A 19,410-nucleotide genomic window follows, 5' to 3' on the forward strand; every position below is an offset into this window, starting at 1 on the left:
ACCCACTGTAACCGAAGCGTTATAAAGTGACCAAGATTTTTACATACTGGGTATGTAAACCGGATTCGGCTCAGTCCCAGGAACCGTACGTTGCGACGGTGTTTTGGGCCAGTTGCGAGCACAGCGTGGAAAGCTCGGTTCCGGTCACTTCGGCCATGGAACGAACGGTGTACGGCACCATGTAGCTCGCGTTCGGACGGCCCCGGTAGGGGTGCGGCGTGAGGAACGGGGAATCCGTTTCGACGAGCACCAGTTCCGGATCCGCGATGGCCAGCGCGTCCCTCAGATTGGCGGCGTTCTTGAACGTCATGGTGCCCGCAAAGGACATGTACCAGCCGTTCAGGTTACAGATCCGGGCCAGTTCTTCATCGCCCGAGAAGCAATGGAACACCACCCGCTCCGGGGCCCCCTCCTCCCGGAGAACCTGGACGACGTCGTCATGCGCGTCACGGTCGTGGATCTGGAGGGTGAGGTCCAGCCGCTTCGCAATATCGATGTGGCGGCGGAACGAATGGCGCTGGTGCACCAGGCCGTCGCCATGGGTGCGGTAGAAATCAAGGCCGGTCTCACCGATCGCACGAACCCGAGGATGCGCCGCAAGCTCCTCGATTTCCGCGAGCGCCGATTCCAGCTCTCCGCGTCCCGCGTACACGGGGGCATCGTTGGGGTGGATCGCGACAGCTCCGAGGAGCCGCCGGTCCGCGTCCAGCGCCTGGACCGTGAACCGCGATGACTCAAGGTCGCAACCTACCTGCACGGCGCCCTGGACCCCCACGGCTTCGGCGGCGTCCAAAGCATCCGTGACGGCTACTTCGAGCAGGCCGTGCCGGAAATCTAGGTGCGTGTGGTTGTCCATCACGGGGACCGGCAGCGGTTCGGGAGCCGGCGGGTATTCCTTGCGGGAATCGCCGGTTTCAGTTGCGCGGTAGGAAGCCGGTGGGAGGGAATTGCACATGGATCCACCCTATCTTTCCCTGCTGATGCCTTCCGGACCGCGAACTAATCCCCCGTGTATCCATTCCTCAAGAACATGCCTCTGTCTGCGGCGGCCCTAGGCTGGGTAGTCTGGTACAAAAGGCGGTATATCCCGGCCAGGGCACCGCGGCCCGGCTGGGGTTTCTGTCATGGCTGAGGGGATTGTCCATGGACTCAAAGCGACACGGCACCGTTGACGAAGAGTTGCTACGGGACGAGGCCGTGGTTGCCTTGCCGCCTGAGCGCGAGTCCCTTAACGGGCACAAGCCGAGCGTCATGGATCCTGGGCAATTCCATGCTGCCAGCGAGAAGATCCTGGCGGCCATCAACAAAGTGATCGACGGCAAGGCCGAGGCCGCCACGCTTGCCCTCACCGTGCTCCTCGCCCAAGGCCACCTGTTGGTGGAGGACGTGCCGGGCGTTGGCAAGACGCTGCTCGCCAAGACCCTCGCCCGGACCATCGATTGCAAGGTCAGCCGTATCCAGTTCACCCCGGACCTGCTTCCTTCGGATGTCACGGGCGTCTCCATCTACAACCAGTCCTCGCGGCAGTTCGAGTTCAGGATGGGTGCGGTGTTCGCCAACATCGTGATCGGCGACGAAATCAATCGCGCCTCCGCGAAGACGCAGTCCGCCCTCCTCGAATGCATGGAGGAACACCAGGTGACAGTGGACGGCCATTCGTACCAACTGGGCGAACCGTTCATGGTTGTCGCGACGCAGAATCCCATCGAGATGGAAGGAACGTATCCGTTGCCGGAGGCGCAGCGGGACCGTTTCATGGCCCGCATCTCAATGGGCTACCCCGACAAGCTCTCGGAGATCGAGATGCTCGAGACGCATCAGGCTGTCTCACCCCTTGCCAAAGTCACCCCTGTGGTCACTTCCGCGGACGTCGCGGCAATGATCGCCACGGTACAGCAGGTTTATGTTTCCCAATCCGTCAAGGAATATACGGTTGCCTTGGGCCGGGCCACACGGGACAGCGCCCGCCTGCGCCTCGGAGCCAGCCCGCGTTCCCTGCTGCAATTACTGCGGGCGGCCAAAGCGACGGCCGCCCTTGACGGCAGGGATTTCGTCCTTCCCGACGACGTCATTTCCGTCGCCGAGTCCGTCCTGGCACACCGCATCATCCTTGACCGCAAGGCCGCGAGTTCCGGTGACACTCCGCAGAGCATCATCCGGGCCATCCTGGCCTCCCTCCCCGTCAGCCAGGACGCTGGCGTGGAACGCCGCGGCGCCTAGGGAAACGAAGAAGGGGGGCAGGCATGGCGCTGGTCGATCTACTTCCGAAGCATCTGTTCACGACCCGTGGGTGGGGCTTGCTTGCCAGCGGCGTGGGTTCCTTGCTGCTTGCCCAGATCATGGGCAGGCGGGATCTGCTGGCCCTGGGGATCCTGCTGTTGGTGCTGCCGCTGGTATCGCTTGCCGGGGTCCGTATCCTCAAACCGCGCTTCCAGGTGTTCCGCGAATTCCATCCCTCCTCCGTGGAAACCTCTTCCACGGCCACGGTGCGCTTGGCAGTGGCACGGACCGGTGCAGCCGCCGGGCCGGTGATCATGGAGGAGCAGTTGCCGCCGCGCTTCGGCGAACCTCCGGCCTTTCGCTTTCCTGCCCGCGCCGCTTCCGGCGGCACCAGCCGCTATGAATACCATTTGCGCTCCGGTAAGCGCGGCCAGTTCAAGATCGGTCCGGTGACGGCCGAGTTCTGCGATCCCTTCGGCTTGTCGCTGCACCGCCACGAGATCGACGACGGCGACATCCTCACCGTGACGCCTGCCGCCGTCGAACTCCCCGCCACCGGCCTGGCCGGGGCGCGCGGAAACGACGGCGTGACGGCCACCCGGATCCGCGCCAACCCCAGTGACGACGACGTGATGACCCGCGAATACCGGCACGGGGACCCCATGCGACGCGTCCACTGGGCCGCGACAGCGCGGCACGGAGAGCTCATGGTGCGGCAAGAGGAATCCGTCACCACGCCAGAGGCGACCATCATCCTGGACCAGCGCTATTCCGCTTTCGTGTCCGGCCCGGCCGCGGTCTTCGGCCCTGCGCACGACGACGCTTTTGAACTGGTGAGCAGCGAGAACTTCGAATGGGTCGTGACGGCGGCGATGTCGATCAGCACCCACCTCGCCGATCGCAACTATTCGCTGCGGTTCCTGGATGCCGCGGGACACCCCGCATTCCGTTCATCCCGCTCCGCCCCGTATCCCGAAACCGAGGAATTCAGTGGTTTGGGAGGCCTGCAGTCCATTGCCGAAAGCCTCGCCGCCATCCAGCTCAGCGGTCCACGGCACGTCCACGGCGAGCGCGGCCGTAAAGAAACCGCCGCCGTCGAGGGTGCAGAGGCCCCCTTCGACGACCACCTGATGGACAAGCTGGCCGCGCACCGCCTCCGTGGCCCCGTTCTCGCGCTGCTGGGCAACATGCCGCTCTCCGAGGCCCGGGCGTTGGCGCCGGCCGCCGGCTACGGGGCCAACGCATTTGCCCTCGTGGTTACCGACCACCCGCGCCATGTCCAACCTGTCATCGAAGCCCTCAAGCTGGGCGGATGGCGTGCCGTCGCCGTGAGCTCGAGGACGGACCTTCCCGCCGCCTGGGCCGGCTTCGATCAGGGAGAGATCCTCGCAGCTGCTGCCGCAGCGATGGACGTCCGCCGTGGCGCGGCGGTGCCACGATGACCACAACCTCCAGGAACGGCCCTCCGGGACGGCCCCCGAGCCCGGAGCCGCCGGGGACAAGTGACCCATCCTCCAACAGTCCGGGAAGGTCCAGCGGTCCGGGAAGGGCGCTCCTTTCCCCGCGGAAGCCGGGACCTGGAGCCTACCCTTGGGCAATGTCGGCGGCCATCGCTTTCGCCGTACTCGGAGCCTCGCTCTCCCTCAACGGGGTTTTCAGGGGCTGGGCGTGGTTGGTTCCCGCTATCACCACGGTGTTCGTCGTCGGATTGACCCTCGCCGTCCTTCGTGCCTTGAGGGTCCACCCGGTACTCACCACTTTGGGCGGGTTTCTCGCCTTGGTGTTCATCCTCGACTTCACGTTCTTCCGGCCGGAAAGCATCGCGGGTTTCATTCCTTCCGGCGCGACCCTTGACACGCTGGGCCAATTCCTGAAACGGGCCGGCGAAACGGTGGTATCTGAGACGGCGCCCGTCTCCCCGAACGCCGGAATAGTTTTCGTTGCGTGCGCGGGGCTGGGCTTGGTAGCTATCCTCATCGATGCCTTGGCCGTCCCGCTCGGCATGCCCGCGACAAGTGGACTGGGCCTGCTGGTAGTCCTCGTGTTCCCGGCGACCATCAAGCCGCAAGGCGGCGGCCTGCCCGGATTCCTGGCTGCCGCCGCCGGATTCATCCTGATCCTGGGTTGCAGCCAGTGGTTCGCACCGGACTCGAGGCTGCAGACCGACAACGCCCACGGTACGGGGCAGCTCAAACGGTCCATGGTGATCGGTGGCGTGGCCCTGGTGCTGGGGCTGCTGTTGCCGTTGGCGGTTCCGGGCTTTGAGCGCGGGACGTTTCCGGTCGGTTCGAGGCTGAATCCCTGGGGCGTCTCCAACGGCCTGAATCCCATGATCACGCTCGGCAACAGCCTGCGGAATCCCACCGGTGACGGCAGCATCACCTACGCCACGAGTTCCACGGCCCCGGTGTACTTGCGTTCCGTCACCATTGACAAGTTCGACGGCGATACCTGGGCGCCGGACGACCGCGAAGCCTCCCGGCGCATCGGGCCTGGCCGGATGGCGCCCGACTACCCGCTCCCCGCCGAGCTGGTCCGCCAATTGACCGTGGTCGATACCGGACAGTTCACCAGCCCGTATCTCCCGGTCCCCTATGCCCCGACCGCCGTCAACGGCCTGAGCGGACGCTGGTCCTGGGATCCCGAGACACTGAGCATCCGCGGCGAGGACAGCACCACCCGGAACCAGCAGTACACGGTATATTCGGCGCTGCCTTCCGTGACGTCCGCGACGTTGAGCCAGGACAATGCCAAGCCCACCTCCATCTCGCAGGATTTCATCCAGTTGCCAAGCAATGTTCCTGACATTGTGAAGAACACCGCCAAGACAGTGACGGCAGGCGCCAACGGCAACTATGCCAAGGCGATGGCGATCCAGAACTATCTCCGCTCGTCCCAGTTCAGCTACTCCCTGCAGGCTCCCGTCCAGGGCGGTTATGACGGCAACGGCCTGTCCGTGCTGGCGGATTTCCTGCAGCAGAAGAGCGGCTATTGCGTGCACTTCGCTTCCGCGATGGCCGTCATGGCACGGCTGGAGGGAATCCCGAGCCGCATCGCCGTCGGCTACGCGCCGGGCCACGCCACGGGGGCCACTGTTGCCGTGGCGGGACAGGAACCCCTTCCCGAATACCAGGTGGATGCCCGCGACGCCCATGCCTGGCCCGAGCTCTATTTCGAGGGAGTCGGTTGGGTCGCCTTCGAACCAACCCCTTCCCGCGGCGTGGTCCCGCCCTACGCGAGCGACCCTGTTGCAGCGGGCGGCCCGAGCACCAACCTGCATGACGAAAACTTGGCCCCGGGTGCCTCGACTCCCGCGCCGAGCACCGCCGCTGTACCGCCCGTTGCGGGTCCGGGGATCGGATCGGGCACGGGCACCGGTTCCGCGGCCATTTTGTACGTCACCGCAGCGGCGCTCCTTTTGGCGGTGTTGGTGGCCTCCCCGCGGCTGGTCCGCTCCGGCATCCGGGCGCGGCGCCTGAGGCCGGGTGGTCCGGTCCTGGCGTGGGCTGAGCTCCAGGACCTCGCCACGGATTACGGTGTTCCGCCGGTGCCGAGCGAAACGCCGCGGCATTTCGCGGCCCGATTGAGCAACTCGGCTGTGCTCGGCGCGCCCGTGGCGGCAGCGTCGCCGTCGGGAGCCGACGACGACGCCGGGCAGCACGCAGTCGCCTCGCTCACGGGCGACTTCGAACGGCAGCGCTACGGTCCCCCGGCGGGCGTCCCTGCGGACACTGCGGCAGAGCAAGCGAACCCGGCCCCGATCCGGATCGCGGCTGTCCGTGCGGCGTTCCGGCGCAATGCCACATGGTTCGAGGCCTTCCGTGCGGATTGGTTCCCGCCATCCTTGATGTCCCGGTGGTTCCAGCTCCTATCGACGCCCTTCCGTTGGCTGGGTGGCATGTCCACCGCCGCGGCTCGCCGTGCGGCAGGATCCTGGCAAAGGCTGTTCAGTTCCATCCGCTGGCGGCCCTGACCCAACTCACTAGCAGTTGTTGTCGTTATGGGCGCCTAAAACGACAGTGAGGGGCCACGCCGCCAGGGTTCCCTGGCCGAGCTTGCGAGGCGAGGGTGGCGGTGGGGATCAGTTGGGCTTGGAACGGCAAAGGCAGGGCACCGGAACCCAAAGGTTTCGGTGCCCTGCCTTTCACTCAACGGCAGTTCCCCGTTGCGAGAGGTCCGCCGAAGTCCTACTAGTCGGCGTAGGGATCCGCGATGCCGACGTACTGCGTGGTGAGGTATTCCTCGATGCCTTCGAAACCGCCTTCACGGCCCAGGCCTGACTGCTTCACGCCACCGAACGGTGCCGCGGCGTTGGAGATGACGCCTGCGTTGAGGCCGAGCATGCCGGTCTCGATCTTTTCGCTGACGCGCAGTCCACGGTTCAGGTCCCTGGTGTAGACGTAGGCCACCAGGCCGTATTCGGTGTTGTTGGCCAGTTTGATGGCCTCATCCTCGCTCTTGAAGGTGATGATCGGCGCAACGGGCCCGAAGATTTCTTCCTTCAGGATGCGCGCGTCCGCGGACACGTTCTTGAGCACGGTGGGCTGGTAGAAGTAGCCCGGGCCGTCCACCGGGGCACCGCCGGTGACGGCGACCGCTCCGTTGGCAACGGCGTCGGACACGAGTGCATGCACCCCGTTTCGGGCCTTGCCGTCGATCAACGGGCCGACCGTGGAGTCCGGTTCGGTACCGCGCGCGGTGTTCAGTGCCGAGATCTTGGCAGCGAACTTGTCGGCGAAGGCGTCAGCGATGGAGTCATGCACAATGAAGCGGTTGGCTGCAGTGCAAGCCTCGCCCATGTTGCGCATCTTGGCCGCGACGGCGCCTTCGACGGCCTTGTCCAGGTCGGCGTCCTCGAAGACCACGAACGGGGCGTTGCCGCCGAGTTCCATGGAGCTGCGCAGGACCTTGTCCGCGGCTTCGCGCATGAGGGCCTGTCCGACGGCGGTGGAACCCGTGAAGGAGATCTTGCGCAGGCGGTCGTCCTTGATCAGGGGCCCGGTGACGGCGCCGGCCGTGGAGGTCTGGATGACGTTGAGCACGCCTGCGGGGAGGCCGGCTTCCTGCATGACCTGTGCGAAGAGCAGGCTGGTCAGCGGGGTCAGGTTGGCGGGCTTGAGGACCATGGTGCAGCCGGCGGCCACCGCGGGGGCAATCTTGCGGGTGGCCATGGCCAGCGGGAAGTTCCACGGGGTGATCAGGAGACAGGGACCAACCGGCTTCTTCTGGACGAGGATGCGGTTCTTGCCGTCCGGAGCCGCGGAGTAGCGGCCGCTGACGCGGACGGCTTCCTCGGAGAACCAGCGCAGGAACTCGGCTCCATAGGCTACTTCACCGCGGGCTTCGGCCAAGGGTTTGCCCATTTCCAAGGTCATGAGCAGCGCGAAGTCTTCGGCACGTGCCGTGACCAGCTCGAATGCCCGGCGCAGGATTTCGCCACGCTCGCGCGGAGCGGTACGGGCCCAGGAGGCCTGGGCGGCTGCGGCAGCGTCCATCGCCGCGGCGCCGTCTTCCACTCCGGCGTCGGAGATGCTCACAAGCACCTTGCCGGTGGAGGGATCCTCGACGTCGAACGTCTTGCCGGACGCGGCAGGCAGCCACTGGCCGTTGATGAGCAGCCCCGTGGGAACGGAGGCGAGAAGTTCGCTTTCGCGATCGGCGGTAACAGTCACAGTGACTCCTTCGTCAGTCAGCGCACATTGTAGGGATGCACCAACACTTGATTTTTGTGGAATTACTGTCACGGTACTGCCCGCCGCGAAGCAGTGTCTACGCCTTCGCGCACTGCCGCGGGCGCAAGAGTTTGTGCAGTTGCACAGCCCCGGAGTGGGGGCTGAAGCAACCGCGCCGCAAGCACGGCCTAACGCGCCGCGAGCACGGCAGAGTACAGCTCGCGCTTGCTGATGCGGGCGTCCTCGGCCACTGCGGCCACCGCCTCCTTGAGCCTGATTCCCTGGGCGATGAGTTCATTGACGGCGGCAACATGGTCCTCAGGCTTGCCTGGCGCCTGTTCGGGGGCGCCGGCGACGACGACGGCGATCTCGCCGCGGACCTCGTTGTTTTCGGCCCACTCGAGCAATTCCCGGATGGTTCCCCGAATGACTTCCTCGTAGGTCTTCGTCAATTCGCGGCAGACCGCGATGCGACGGTCCGAGCCGAAACGCTCGTGCAAGGCACGGAGCATTGGCTCAAGCCTGTGCGGGGCCTCGAAGAACACCATCGTCCGGCGTTCGTCGGCGAGGTCCGCAAGCCGGGAGCTGCGTTCTCCGGCTTTGCGGGGCAGGAATCCTTCAAAGCAGAACCGGTCGGTGGGCAGCCCCGATAGCGCCAAGGCCGTCAACACGGCGGACGGGCCGGGGAAGGCGGTGACGAAAAGCCCTGCGGCCACGGCTCCCTCCACGAGGCGGAAGCCGGGGTCGGACACTGCGGGCATTCCGGCGTCGCTCACCATGATGATGGTCTTGCCGGCCCGGACGTGGTCCAGCAGTTCCTCGGTCTTGGCGGCCTCGTTGTGCTCGTGGTAGCTGATGACCCGGCCGGACACGGTGATGCCGAGCGACTGGACGAGCCGATGCAGGCGCCGGGTGTCCTCCGCTGCGACGATGTCGGCCGTCTGCAGCAACTCGATGAGCCGGCTGGAGGCATCGCCAACGTTGCCGATGGGAGTGGCAGCCAGCACTATCCGGCCTACGCCGTCGGGCAGGTCAGGAAGCGCGTGCGCCTCAAGGGACTCCGCCGAATCAGGAACGGTGGTTTCATCCGGAGAGCTCAGCTGTTCAGTCACCCAACAAGCCTAATGCCCTGGCTCCGCCTCCGGCCTTCAGGGAGCTACCGGAGGCAAAAGGTAGCATGGGCTGAGTGACCGATACCTCCCTGCGCCCCGCCCCGCAAACCTGGTTGATACGGCCCCGGGAGGCTTTCACGGCCGAGGCCCTGCGGACGCGGCTCATTGGAACCATCCAGAGCTGGCGGGATTATCCGCCGTCGTTGAGGCTGTGGTTCTGGCTGATCCCCGCCATCACGGCCGTGATCGGCGGGATTCTGCGTTTTGTCCGCCTCGGTGACCCGCATAGCCTCGTCTTCGACGAGACCTACTACGTCAAGGATGCCTACTCGTTCCTGGTCAGCGGTTACGAGCGGAGCTGGCCGGACAAGGCCAACGATGCCTTCAATGCGGGCAACCCCAACGTCCTGCTCAACTCCCCCGAGTACGTGGTGCATCCCCCGGTAGGGAAATGGATGATCGCCTTCGGGATGTGGCTCTTTGGTTCGGACAATTCCTTCGGCTGGAGGTTTTCCGCGGCTCTGACCGGCACGCTCTCCATCTTCCTGGTCGCCTTGATCGCGCTGAAGCTGTTCCGTTCCCACATCCTGGGCGCGGTGGCGGGACTGTTGCTCGCCGTGGACGGCCACCACCTGGTCATGTCGCGGACCTCGCTCCTGGACATCTTCCTGATGTTTTGGCTGCTCGCCGCCTTTGGCGCCCTGCTGATGGACCGCGACGACGGACGACGCCGCTTGGCGGCACGGCTTGCCGCGCTGGCGGGCGGAGCCAAGGACGGCCGTCCGACGGCGGTGCACCTCGCCTCGGGCCCGTGGCTCGGATTCCGGTGGTGGCGGCTGGCGGCGGGTGTCTGCCTCGGCTTGGCGGTCGGCACCAAGTGGTCGGCGCTGTTCTTCGTTGTTGCTTTCGGCTTGATGACGGTGTTTTGGGACATGAGCGCGCGGCGCATTGCGGGCATCCGGAGCTGGCCCAGCGCAGGCATCATCAAGGACGGCATTCCGGCGTTCTTCACCATGATTCCCGCGGCGACTGCCGTGTATTTGTCGACCTGGACCGGTTGGTTCCTTTCCAACGACGCCTACTACCGGCACTGGGCCGACACGAATCCTTCCGCCACGTGGGGCTGGATTCCCGGGCCGTTGCGCTCCCTGGCGTACTACCACGTGCAGGCTTACAACTTCCATCAGGGCCTCAGCTCGCCGCACCCGTATTCGGCGAGTCCGTGGACCTGGCTTGTCATGGGGCGGCCCACATCGTTCTACTATGAGTCCCCCAAGCCGGGCACTCCCGGCTGCGATCTGCCCAACTGCACTTCGGCGATCCTGTCGGTCGGCAACCCGGTGGTCTGGTGGGGTGCCACGATTGCGCTCTTTGTGGTGCTGTTCTGGTGGGCGGGACGGCGCGACTGGCGGGCAGGGGCCATCCTGGCCGGGGTCGCCGCCGGGTATTTGCCGTGGTTCATGTACCCGGAGCGCACCATGTTCTACTTCTATGCGCTTTCCTTCGAGCCCTTCCTCGTGCTGGCCCTCGTCTATGGATTGGGACTGGTGCTCGGCAGGAGCGGGGCTCCTCCATGGCGGCGCCGCTCCGGCCTGTACCTGGTGGGCCTTGTGGTGGTCCTTGCCGTGCTGTTGTCGGCGTTCTTCTATCCGGTGTGGACGGCGGAAGTGATCAGCTACCAGGACTGGCGGATGCGCATGTGGATGCCGTCCTGGATCTGAGCGGCCTGACCGGAAGGCCAGGACGGCTCGCACACTAAACACCCCCGCATGAACGAAGCGGCCCGCCTGGGATTGGAGACTCCCAGGCGGACCGCTTTCCTCGTTGTTGCGGTGGTGCTACTTCTCCGGCGTGCCGGCTTCCGCGCGGACCTCCGGGTCCGCATCCGCGCTGTGTTCCGCAGCAGCTTGGTTCTTGGGTGCAAGTCCGCGACGACGGCGGGTAGGCCAGGTGAAGATGAGTGTCAGCAGGGCCGTGATGAAGACCAATGCACCGATCGCAATCCCGGAGTCCATCCAATATTGCCCCGGGAACAAGCGGATCAGCGTGTCGTCGAGCGCAAATGTCCAGGTGCCGTTGGCGAAGAAAATGTGGTGGAAGTCCGTGAAGAACTGCTGCCAGCCCAAGGCCGCAAGCGTGCCCAGTCCAAGGATGAGCACCAAAGTGACGATCGAACCGGCAAACATTCCGCGGCGGATTCCGCCCGTGCTTCGCTTGCGCAGATAGAGCATGGCGATGATGCCGATGATGATCATGAGCGCGCCGGCTCCGAATGCGGAGAGCATCACGGTCTTGACGTCGGCCATGTGGGAAACTTCGCCTTCCTTGAACAGCTTCTCGCCGTTCTGGTTGACGAGCTCGCCCAAGTAGCGTGGCCCGGACCAGTTGCTGAGATAGTCCAGGGCGTAGGACCCATAAGTCATCCGGTCATCGGCGTTGAAGCCGTAGCCGTCGCCAGGGAATCCCGGCCGGTAGTACTCCACCCACAAGAACAGCGGGCTCGCCACGGCGCGGATTGCCAGCACCAGGAGGACCACCGGGTAGAAGACGGCCAGCAGGACCTGGAAAATGCGCGGGGCCAGCGGCTTGGCGTTGGCGGCCTGCTCCCGCTCGTGGTTGCGGCGTTCCACTTCGGCTTCCGGGGGGCGGACCTGAAGGGCCGACGTCGGCAGGGGCTCCGCGAAGAGGGCTGGTTCCTGTCCGGCCTCCGCAGCCTCGGCGGCTTTGCGGTCTGCCCGGCTCTCCGCCTGTTGTCCTGCGACGGGAGGTCCTGCCACGGGCCGTCCCGCGGGCGGCAGTGCAGCTTCGCCTGCGGTTGCCGCTCCCACGGCGCCGTCTCCCGGTCTGCCCTCTTCGGGCTCCCGCGTGCTCGAAGAGTCCCGGGCTCCGTCAGGGGCCCCGGCCGGACGTGCATCAGTGGCTGCGGACTTGGCCGCAGGCTTCATCCATTCGAAGGCCGGCTCGTCGCCGTCGTCGTGGATATCCGCGTCCGGATCTTTGGGGATCGGGCTCTTCTCGGTCACTTGCATTTCACTTCCGTAGGATTCACATGCCGGAGCAGGAACGGTCCGCTGGCAATCTTCTCTGCCATCGAGCCTACCGTCAGCCCTCGCGGAGAGACGATGAGCCACCCCGGCGGACGTCGGATTGCGGCCGGACCCGGGTGCCGTCAGGCGGCAATCTCCCGGTATCCGGCGTCGTTTGCGTCCAGGTCACCCGTGGCGCCGGCGCGGAATGCCCGCCCGCCCAGCACCAAGGCATAGATCCAGTATGCCGCGAGAACGAGCGAACCGATCAGGATCTTGGCCCACACGGGAAGCGGGCTCGGCGTGACGAAGGCCTCGACGAGTCCGGAAACGAACAGGACAAGCACCAGGCCCAGGGCCACCGTGATCAGGGAACGGCCTTCTTCCGCGACTGCCTGCATCCTGCGCCTCGGACCCGGTGAAACCATCGCCCAGAAAATGCGGAGACCGCCCGCGGAGGCGATGAACACAGCCGTCAACTCCATGAGGCCGTGCGGGAGGATGTAGCTGAAAAACACGTCCATCTTGCCGGTGGCGGCAAACACGCCAGCCGCAACTCCCAGGCCCTGGGCATTCCCGAACAGCATGTAGGGTACCCAGAATCCGGTGATGCCCAAGGCCACGGCCTGCGCCCCTATCCAGGCATTGTTGGTCCAGACCGCGCCGGCGAAGGATGCAGCAGGGTTCTCGGAGTAGTAGTCAACGAAGTCGTGGTCGACGTATTGCTTCACGGCGTTGCTGCTTCCGAGGGCCCTCAAGGCGTCCGGGGACGTTCCGATCCAGAACGTGTAGGCACCGGCCACAAGGCAGAAGAAAACCCCGCACCAGACAGTGAGCCACCGCAATCGGTAGAACGCGGCTGGCAGGGACACCACGAAAAAGCGGGCGAGGTCTTCCATGAAATTCGATCGTGCCCCGGTGAAGCGCGTGCGGGCCTGGGCGAGGGCCGCCGACAAGGAGGCGGAGAGTGCGCTCTCCGGGGCCACGGACCGGATGAGGGACAGGTGTGATGACACCACTTGGTACAAACGCAGCAGCTCGTCGGCTTCGCCGCCGTCCAGGCGTCGTTTGTGCGCGAGCTCGTGCAAGCGGGCCCATTTGGTCCCGTTCACCACGGAGAAGGCATCCATGTCCACGGCTCTACCCTAATCCCCACCCTCCCCAAACAGTCCCACATCCACGCAAAGCCCTCCTCCGCATCGGCGGCCGCGGTTAGACTCGATCCAGCGGGAGCCGTCCGGTCCTGCGGAGGTCGTGGCAATGCTTGGGGGCGGGCTTGAGTTCTATCATTACCGGCGAGGCCGTAGTCCTTGAACTGCGGCCGGCATCGTTCGGGGCGAGGGCCCTTGGGCTCATGCTCGATGTCCTGGTTCACGTCGTGTTGCTGGTGGGCCTGTTGTTCCTGATCGGTATGGCGGCACCTGATGTGGACGTGGCCGCGGGCAACGCGATGGTTTTGTCCAGTGGGGTGCTGTGCCTCGTGGTGGTCCCCGTGGCGGTGGAAACGCTGAGCCGTGGCCGTTCTCTGGGCAAGCTGGCTACCGGGCTCAGGATCGTGCGCGACGACGGCGGATCCATCCGTTTCCGGCACGCGGTGATCCGCGGCTTGATCGGGTTCCTGGAGATCTACGCGACGTTCGGCGGATTGGCCATTGCCGTGGCACTGTTCAATGACAAGTCGAAGAGGCTCGGGGACGTCGTGGCAGGAACCTATGCGCTCAGGCAGCGCGTTCCTGCCGAACCCAAAATCCTCCCCTTCGCGCCTCCGCACCTGCAGGCTTGGGTGGCGCTCGCCGATATCGGCAGGGTTCCCGACGGGACGGCGAGGCGGGCCTCACAGTTCATCCAGCAGGCCTGGCGGATGGCTCCGGACTCACGCGCCCGCCTGGCCGCGGCCCTTGCAAGCGAGCTGGCGGCTTACGTCGCTCCACCTCCGCCGCCCGGAACGACGCCGGAAGGCTACCTGAACGCAGTGTTGGGCGAGCGGCGAAACCGGGACCTGGAACGGCTGCGCCGCGCTGAACAACGCAGCGCCGTTATGGGCGACCGGCTCAACAGGCTCCCGTTCACGCGCTAGCAAAGCGCGCGGCACGCACGGTGCGCAACGCCGTCGGGCACAACTGCCTCCACGTCCCGGCAGGGCTTAGCGCTTCGCGTAGCCGGCCCAGGCGATGTTCCAGTCCCCGAAGCCTTCAAGCGGTTCCACCGCGGGGGCTCCGGTGTTCAGTACCTGCACCACATCCCCCGTACGCATGTTGTTGAAGAACCACGCGGCATCGGCCGGGAGCAGGCCAACGCAGCCGTGCGAGACGTTGTATGCGCCGACGGCCCCGTAAGCCGATGGAAGCGCTTGGTGAACGTAGACCCCTGAGTTCGTGAGCCGGTTGGCGTGCTCGACGACGAGCGGTGCGTAGTAGCCCTTGTCACCGGGTTTGAGTCCGATGCTGCCGGCGTTGAATTTGGAGTGGCGTTCCTGCTCCATGATCACGGCGTATCCGGTGGGCGAGAGCCAGTCCGGGCTGCCAAGGGTGACGGGAGCTGTCTTGACGAGTGCGCCGTCGAAATACACCTTCATGGTCTTGGTGGCGTCGTCCACTACCGCTATCCGCTGCGGACCGGTCGTGAACACTGCCTTGACATTGGAGTTGCCGATCATTCCGTTGCCGAAATCCTTGCCGAACAAAGGCATGTCCACCGTGACGCTCGTGTTGGCCGCCCAGAAGGTCTCCGGGCGGATCCGCACTTTGCGGTCCGAGTACCAGCGCCAGGCCACTTCCTGGCCAGAGGAAACGCCGATCTTCACGGCCTGTTCCATGGCGGCTTTATCCGCCACAGGCTCGCTGAAGTTGATTTCGATGGGTTGCCCCGAACCCATGACGGAACCGTCGTTGGGGAACACCAAGGCATTGGCCTCGTTGGGCGTGGATACTGTGCTGAAGGATTGCGTCTTCCGGGTTTCCCGGCCCGCGCCGTCAACAACAGTGAAGCCATAACGGTACTCGGTATTGAACGCCAAGGGATCCAGCGTGGACCAGGTGCTGCCATCGGAACTGATGCTTCCCGTGATGGCCTTTCCGCCCTTGGCCGGGACGAGTTCAACGTCCTTCAGCGTGCCGTGTACCGCCTTCACGGAAGGCCCGACGGCGGGATTCACTTCGCGGGCGCCGTCAAGGGGCGTGATTCCCAGTTCCACTGCCTTGACGACAGCGGACGCCAACCCCACATCCGTGCGTTGCGGAGATCCCGCTTCTGATTCGACCGCCGTTCGCAGCCAGTTCGGGGCGGTTGCAACACCGATTCCTCCGACCGCAACGCCGGCGCATATCCCCATGATTCCGAGAATCTTCCCGGTCTTGCTTTTCCTTTGCGACGCCACAGTGCAACTCCACATCCCCCGGCAGAAAGCCAGCCCCCAAGACTGACCCGCCAAGTCTACCGGGGGTTCCGATGCGTCCGGGGCAGTGCGCTCAGGCGCGCCCTATCAGTTGGCGTACTGGGTCAGTCGGCGTATTGGGTCAGTCGGCGTATTGGGCCCAGGGGATGTTCCAGTCGCCAAAGCCGTCGTCGTAGTTGGCGTAGTCACCCTGGGTATTGACCACTTGGACGACGTCTCCGGTCGTCATGTTGTCGAACACCCATTTCGCGCCGTCAGGTCCCAATCCGATGCAGCCGTGGGAGAGGTTCGTGACGCCGATGTACGGCAAGGCCGAGTCGGTGGCCTGGTGGATGAACTCGCCGCTGGGCGTCAGGCGCGTCGCGTAGTTGACGTCAAGCTGTCCGTAGTAGGCCGGATCCCCCGGCTTAAGGCCGATGGTGGAGGCGTCCATGTGCTCCACCCGGTACTTCTCCATAAGGACCAAGTAGCCGCGCGCGGAAGGGAACCTGGTGTCGCCCATGGTGTCCGGCCACTGGCCCACTTGCTGGTCGTTGATGCTGACCGTGAACGTGTGGGCAACCGCGTCGGCCACCGCCACCTTCTTGTCGCCGATCTTGAAGGTGTTCGTCTTGTTGAAGTTGCCGATCTGGCCGTTGCCGAAGTCCACCCCGAACAGCTTGAGATCCACGGTGACGGTGCTGTTCGCTGCCCAGAAGTTCTCCGGACGGTAGCGCACCATGGTGTCGCTGAACCAGTGGAAGGCCCCCACCTGGCCCGACGTGGAGGTGACCTTGATGGCCTTCTCGACAGCGGCCTTGTTGACGACCGGTTCGCTGAACGTGAGCTGGAGCGGCTGCGCCACGCCCACCTTCGCCCCGTCCAGGGGGTACATGGCGGCGTCGGCCTCGTTCTGCGTGGAGACCGTCGTGAAGGATCCGGTCTTCGACGTTGCGCGACCGGCCGCATCGGCAACGGTGTAATTGAAGGTGTAGGAGGAGTTGAATTCGAGCGGAGTGGATGCCGTCCAGCTCAGTCCATCCGGGGTCAACGCACCATCAACGGTCTTGCCTTGAGCGCTCGTCAGGGAGACCCTGTCCAGGGTTCCGTCCTTGACACTGATAGTGACAGGCGCGGCCGGGTTCACCTGCTTGGCTCCGCTCGCTGGCGAGGCAACCACCGTGGCAGGCTTCACGACGGGCAGCACCGCCGCTGCCTCGCTGCGTTCACCTGATGATCCCTCGGACTCGATTGCCGCACTCGCCGCATGCGGGGCCACTGCGGCGAACGTGCCGCTGAGCGCGGCAATGAGGCAGACAACCACGATCCAGGCGACCTTGCGGAACCTGCTTCGCTTCGTCGGCCCAGCATCCATGTGCCCAGCGTCCAAGTGCCCAGCATCCAAGTGTCGGGCGCTGCCGCCGTCCTGCTCGGTGTCGAAGAGCCTCGCAGCGTCCACTTGCTCGAAAGTGTCCGCCTGCTCGCCGTCGGGATTAAGGCCCATTCCTGTTTTCTCCAAAACTCACGCCCCCCAATAAAACTCACGCCCCACAGCCGCATCCTAAGGGGCGCGGCTTGATATTGGCTGGGAGCCCGCCTTCCGGCGTGCCCCCAGCCAGTGTTCTTAGTACCGGTAGTGCTCCGGCTTGTACGGCCCGGCAACGTCAAGGTCCAGGTATTCCGCCTGTTCCTTGCTGAGCTCGGTCAGTTCCACGCCCAAAGCGTCCAAGTGCAGGCGGGCAACCTTCTCATCGAGGATCTTGGGCAGGACATAGACCTGGTTCGAGTATTCGCGCTCGGCCTCGGGCTGGTCCCTCTTGGTCCACAGCTCGATCTGGGCGATCGTCTGGTTCGCGAAGGAGTTGCTCATAACGAACGAGGGGTGGCCCGTGGCGTTGCCCAGGTTCAGGAGGCGGCCTTCGGAAAGCACGATGATCGAACGCTCCTCGCGGCCGTCGGCTGCGGCGAACACCCACTCGTGGACCTGCGGCTTGATTTCCACCTTGTGCACGCCGGGGACCTTTGCCAGTCCGGCCATGTCGATCTCGTTGTCGAAGTGGCCGATGTTGCCCACGATCGCCTTGTTCTTCATGCGGAGCATGTCGGAGGCCATGATGACGTCCTTGTTGCCCGTAGTCGTGATGAAGATGTCGCCCTGTTCCAACACGGAATCCAGCTTGGCCACCTGGTACCCGTCCATTGCTGCCTGGAGCGCGCAGATGGGGTCGATCTCCGTCACGATCACGCGCGAACCCTGGCCGCGGAGCGCCTCTGCGGCGCCCTTGCCGACGTCGCCATAGCCGCAGACGACGGCGACCTTTCCGCCCATCAGGACATCCGTGGCGCGGTTGAGGCCGTCCGGCAGGGAGTGGCGGATGCCGTACTTGTTATCGAATTTGCTCTTGGTCACCGAGTCGTTGACGTTGATGGCCGGGAACAGCAGCTTGCCCTGTTCGGCGAGCTGGTAGAGCCGGTGCACGCCCGTGGTGGTTTCTTCGCTCACGCCACGGATCCCGGCGGCGATGCGGGTCCACTTCTTCGGGTCGGCGGCAAGGCTCGTCCGCAGCACGTCGAGGACCAGCGCATACTCTTCGGGATCGCTCTCCGTGGCGGTCGGCACCGCGCCGGCTGCTTCGAATTCGACGCCTTTGTGGACCAGCAGCGTGGCGTCTCCGCCGTCGTCGAGGATCATGTTGGGCCCAAGCTCAGGGTTGGCGTCCGCGCCCGGCCAGGTGAGGATCTGCTCGGCGGTCCACCAGTATTCGTCGAGGGTCTCGCCCTTCCAGGCGAACACGGGAACACCCCGGGGAGACTCGACAGTTCCCTTGCCGACGACAACGGCGGCCGCTGCCTCGTCCTGGGTGGAAAAGATGTTGCACGAGGCCCAGCGCACCTCCGCACCGAGGGCCGTCAGCGTCTCGATGAGCACCGCGGTCTGCACGGTCATGTGCAGGGACCCGGCAATACGCGCCCCCTTGAGCGGCTGGCTTGGACCGAACTCGGCGCGCAGCGACATGAGGCCCGGCATTTCGTGCTCTGCCAGGCGAATCTGGTGGCGCCCGGCTTCGGCCAGGGAGATGTCTGCAACCTTGTAGTCGAAAGTCATGGAAGTCCTTTGGAAGTACCGAATGGTCGAGTCAGGGGGGCTCAGGCGTCGTGCTGGCCTGCGTCGTGCTGGTCTGAGGCCGCGGCGTTGGCGGCGGCCAGCAGCTCGGGGGGCAGGAGCAAGGGGATTCCGTCCTGGATTGCATAGCGGAGCTTCTCACCCGAGGCGGACGCGGCCGTCGAGACAAGTTCCTCGCCGTCCTGCTCCAGCGGGGACCCGGTGACAGGGCACCGCAGGATGGACAACAATTCAGGACTGACCTTTGGCATGGTTGAAGCTCCCTGGATGGCATCTCGCGGACGCCGCTTTGGACAGATATGGCAGCTTCCAGAGTACAACCCAGCGGCGCTGCACACGGTGTCACAATGCTTGTCGCTCAGGGAGCCGCGACACATTGGGCGACACACGCGGCGGTACACGGAGGCAATGGACGCGTGGTTGCTGTCGTCCGGGTTCAGGACGGATCGCGCAGGATGCGCAGGTGGCGCCTTGTTCCCTCCACGGGGGCCGGTCCGTCAAAAGGGGCCCGGACTGTGCGCTGTTCCGGCGCGGCAGGCGCCGATGCGGCTTCCCGCACTGCATTCGCCAGGGCAAGGAGATCGTCCGGCCCCGGCTGGGGCGGTGAGGACGGCATGGCGAGCCGCATGACTTCCCAGCCCCTCGGTACGGTCAGCGACTCGGCATGCTGCGCACACAGATCGTAGGAATGCGGCTCGGCATACGTGGCCAACGGACCAAGCACCGCCGTGGACTCGGCATAGACGTACGTCAAAGTAGCCACCGCGGATTGGCGGCAAGCTGATCTGGAACACTGACGAATTGCACCCACAACATCCCAGATTAGCCGCACTTCCCCGCGGCGCGGTGCATTGCCCCTTTGCGCGCATTATGTCGCGTTGGC

At 65.1% G+C, this 19,410-nt stretch carries 15 protein-coding genes; 5 read left to right on the forward strand and 10 right to left on the reverse strand.

What is annotated here, in order from left to right:
• Positions 1-70: 70 nt before the first annotated feature.
• Entirely contained in the window at positions 71-955 is an 885-nt protein-coding gene (locus VLA65_RS00650) for a TatD family hydrolase (protein WP_284989834.1), read from the reverse strand.
• 188 nt (positions 956-1,143) lie between these two features.
• Here VLA65_RS00650 and VLA65_RS00655 point away from each other — a divergent pair, with 188 nt between their 5' ends.
• From VLA65_RS00655 to VLA65_RS00665, 3 genes are all read left to right on the forward strand, one after another.
• Complete coding sequence (locus VLA65_RS00655; protein WP_307052638.1) at positions 1,144-2,220, forward strand: AAA family ATPase; 1,077 nt, start codon at positions 1,144-1,146, stop codon at positions 2,218-2,220.
• Between the two features lie 23 nt (positions 2,221-2,243).
• Entirely contained in the window at positions 2,244-3,662 is a 1,419-nt protein-coding gene (locus VLA65_RS00660) for a DUF58 domain-containing protein (RefSeq protein WP_284989836.1), read from the forward strand.
• Positions 3,663-3,817: 155 nt separating this feature from the next.
• Positions 3,818-6,193 (forward strand): DUF3488 and transglutaminase-like domain-containing protein, encoded by a 2,376-nt coding sequence (locus VLA65_RS00665; protein ID WP_332601515.1) that lies wholly within the window; start codon positions 3,818-3,820, stop codon positions 6,191-6,193.
• Positions 6,194-6,410: 217 nt separating this feature from the next.
• Here VLA65_RS00665 and VLA65_RS00670 read toward each other — a convergent pair whose 3' ends face one another.
• Together VLA65_RS00670 and rsmI are read right to left on the reverse strand one after the other, a co-directional pair.
• Positions 6,411-7,892 carry an NAD-dependent succinate-semialdehyde dehydrogenase gene (locus VLA65_RS00670; RefSeq protein WP_332601516.1) on the reverse strand — a complete coding sequence of 494 codons (1,482 nt, stop codon included), beginning with the start codon at positions 7,890-7,892 and terminating at the stop codon, positions 6,411-6,413.
• Between the two features lie 188 nt (positions 7,893-8,080).
• Positions 8,081-8,923, reverse strand: a complete 843-nt coding sequence (gene rsmI / locus VLA65_RS00675) for a 16S rRNA (cytidine(1402)-2'-O)-methyltransferase (protein ID WP_284989869.1) — start codon at positions 8,921-8,923, stop codon at positions 8,081-8,083.
• 155 nt (positions 8,924-9,078) lie between these two features.
• Between rsmI and VLA65_RS00680 the strand changes: the two genes are divergently transcribed.
• Positions 9,079-10,725 (forward strand): dolichyl-phosphate-mannose--protein mannosyltransferase, encoded by a 1,647-nt coding sequence (locus VLA65_RS00680; protein WP_332601517.1) that lies wholly within the window; start codon positions 9,079-9,081, stop codon positions 10,723-10,725.
• A 117-nt stretch (positions 10,726-10,842) separates the two neighbouring features.
• On the opposite strand, the gene VLA65_RS00685 is transcribed toward VLA65_RS00680, so the two are convergent.
• Positions 10,843-12,033, reverse strand: coding sequence for a TIGR01906 family membrane protein (locus VLA65_RS00685; RefSeq protein ID WP_332601518.1), 1,191 nt, complete (start codon positions 12,031-12,033; stop codon positions 10,843-10,845).
• 140 nt (positions 12,034-12,173) lie between these two features.
• Positions 12,174-13,166 (reverse strand): stage II sporulation protein M, encoded by a 993-nt coding sequence (locus VLA65_RS00690; RefSeq protein ID WP_284989842.1) that lies wholly within the window; start codon positions 13,164-13,166, stop codon positions 12,174-12,176.
• 140 nt (positions 13,167-13,306) lie between these two features.
• Between VLA65_RS00690 and VLA65_RS00695 the strand changes: the two genes are divergently transcribed.
• Entirely contained in the window at positions 13,307-14,107 is an 801-nt protein-coding gene (locus tag VLA65_RS00695; RefSeq protein WP_306961196.1) for an RDD family protein, read from the forward strand.
• Positions 14,108-14,173: 66 nt separating this feature from the next.
• Here VLA65_RS00695 and VLA65_RS00700 read toward each other — a convergent pair whose 3' ends face one another.
• The 5 genes from VLA65_RS00700 to VLA65_RS00720 all read right to left on the reverse strand — a co-directional run bounded on the left by VLA65_RS00700 (position 14,174) and on the right by VLA65_RS00720 (position 19,338).
• Positions 14,174-15,253: a L,D-transpeptidase gene (locus VLA65_RS00700; protein WP_332601834.1), complete on the reverse strand. Its 1,080-nt coding sequence runs from the start codon at positions 15,251-15,253 to the stop codon at positions 14,174-14,176.
• 292 nt (positions 15,254-15,545) lie between these two features.
• Positions 15,546-16,778: a L,D-transpeptidase gene (locus VLA65_RS00705; protein WP_442880156.1), complete on the reverse strand. Its 1,233-nt coding sequence runs from the start codon at positions 16,776-16,778 to the stop codon at positions 15,546-15,548.
• Between the two features lie 249 nt (positions 16,779-17,027).
• On the reverse strand, positions 17,028-18,509 hold the full coding sequence (gene ahcY / locus VLA65_RS00710) for an adenosylhomocysteinase (protein ID WP_332601520.1): 1,482 nt from the start codon (positions 18,507-18,509) through the stop codon (positions 17,028-17,030).
• Between the two features lie 41 nt (positions 18,510-18,550).
• Positions 18,551-18,778, reverse strand: a complete 228-nt coding sequence (locus VLA65_RS00715; protein ID WP_306961190.1) for a Trm112 family protein — start codon at positions 18,776-18,778, stop codon at positions 18,551-18,553.
• Between the two features lie 185 nt (positions 18,779-18,963).
• A complete protein-coding gene (locus VLA65_RS00720; protein ID WP_284752499.1) occupies positions 18,964-19,338 on the reverse strand; it encodes a DUF3499 domain-containing protein in 375 nt (124 codons plus the stop codon).
• Between the last annotated feature and the right edge of the window lie 72 nt (positions 19,339-19,410).

Source organism: Arthrobacter sp. S2(2024) (assembly GCF_036662515.1).
Lineage (GTDB): Bacteria > Actinomycetota > Actinomycetes > Actinomycetales > Micrococcaceae > Arthrobacter.